Origin of the sequence: Moorena sp. SIO4E2, assembly GCF_010671945.1 — a bacterium.
GTDB classification, from domain to species: Bacteria; Cyanobacteriota; Cyanobacteriia; order Cyanobacteriales; family Coleofasciculaceae; genus Moorena; species Moorena producens.
Map to the genome: position 1 here is coordinate 1 of NZ_JAAHIE010001195.1, position 1,467 is coordinate 1,467.

Annotated in this window: 2 protein-coding genes; one reads left to right on the forward strand and one right to left on the reverse strand. The window is 39.5% G+C overall.

Features of this window, described 5'->3' with window-relative positions:
• A partial coding sequence (locus F6K37_RS42125; RefSeq protein ID WP_287257181.1) for a pyridoxamine 5'-phosphate oxidase family protein occupies window positions 1-465 on the forward strand: 465 nt, incomplete at its 5' end.
• A 338-nt stretch (window positions 466-803) separates the two neighbouring features.
• Here the strand turns inward: F6K37_RS42125 and F6K37_RS42130 are convergent.
• Window positions 804-1,467: STAS domain-containing protein (locus tag F6K37_RS42130; protein WP_287257182.1), on the reverse strand; the 664-nt coding region annotated here is incomplete at its 5' end.

A 1,467-nucleotide genomic window follows, 5' to 3' on the forward strand; every position in this document is an offset into this window, starting at 1 on the left:
TCCCATCAAGGTCGGATTAACCTATCCCCCAAAGGTATTAACACCTTTCGGTGTATTGATAGTAAAACAGTGGCTTATCTAGATTTAACCGGTAGCGGTAACGAGACATCTGCTCATTTGCTGGAAAATGGCAGAATGACAATTATGTTTTGTAGCTTCACTGAAAAGCCATTAATTCTCCGCCTTTATGGTCACGGTCAGGTAATTCGACCTAGGGATAAGGAATGGGAAACAGTCTACTCCCTATTCAATAGCCTACCAGGGGAAAGGCAAATTATTGTATTGAATGTAGAATCTGCCCAAACCTCCTGTGGTTATGGTGTACCCTTGTATGACTTAAAAGGAGAGAGGGAAACTCTGCTCAAGTGGGCGAATAACAAGGGAGAAAAGGGAATTCACGAGTATTGGCAAGCCAAAAATACTGAGAGTATAGATGGGTTACCGACTAATCTTTTAGATAATTAACAATAATTTAGAATTTAGAATTTAAAATTTAAAATTTAGAATTTAGAATTTAAAATTTAGAATTTAAAATTTAGAATTGTAATTTTTTTTATTCTGCATTCTACATTCTACATTCTACATTCTACATTCTACATTCTACATTCTACATTCTACATTCTACATTCTACATTCTACATTCTACATTCTACATTCTACATTCACCATTCTACATTCTGCATTCTACATTCTACATTCTACATTCTACATTCACCATTCTGCATTCACCATTCTGCATTCACCATTCTGCATTCACCATTCTGCATTCACCATTCTGCATTCTGACAAACAACCAAACCAACTTATTGTTTAGTTTGGTCTAAATTAGCGGCAGCGCTATTGACCTCTATGGGATTTTCCTGGGCTAAAGCACTATTGATATGTGATTGCTCTCCCGTAATCAAGGCAGTTGCTTGCTCTAATGCCTCGATGCGATCGCTAACTCGGTTTCTTTCTGGTAATAGTTCCAGGATTTTCAACTTTTCCAGCCTTTGCTTAACCCTACCAGTCGCACCTACAATAAACACATCACGACGTTTCCCACGAGCCTCCTTAACCATATTCTCTATCGCTAGAGAAGCCGTCACCCCCAACAAGGTGACATCGCTGAGATCTAAGACTAGGACATCATACTTTTCCACAATCCCCATTCGCTGAGAGATAGCCTTAGCTGCACCAAAGCTCATTGGTCCGCCGAGACGGAATAGGAAAATTCGACCACGAGCCTGTTTCAGAAGCTGTTTTTCTTCATAGCTCAAACTATTTTCACCATCATCAGGAGCAGTAATTTCCTTGATTTGATTAATTTGTAGCTGACTGAGGTTTTTGACAGTCAACAAGTTGGCAATGAACACCCCAACGGCAACGGCTGTAATTAGGTCAACAAATACAGTCATGAATAACACTAAATACATTAATGCTGCTGCCTTGATGGAGACTTGATGGGCTCGTTTGAGGAAGCTCCAG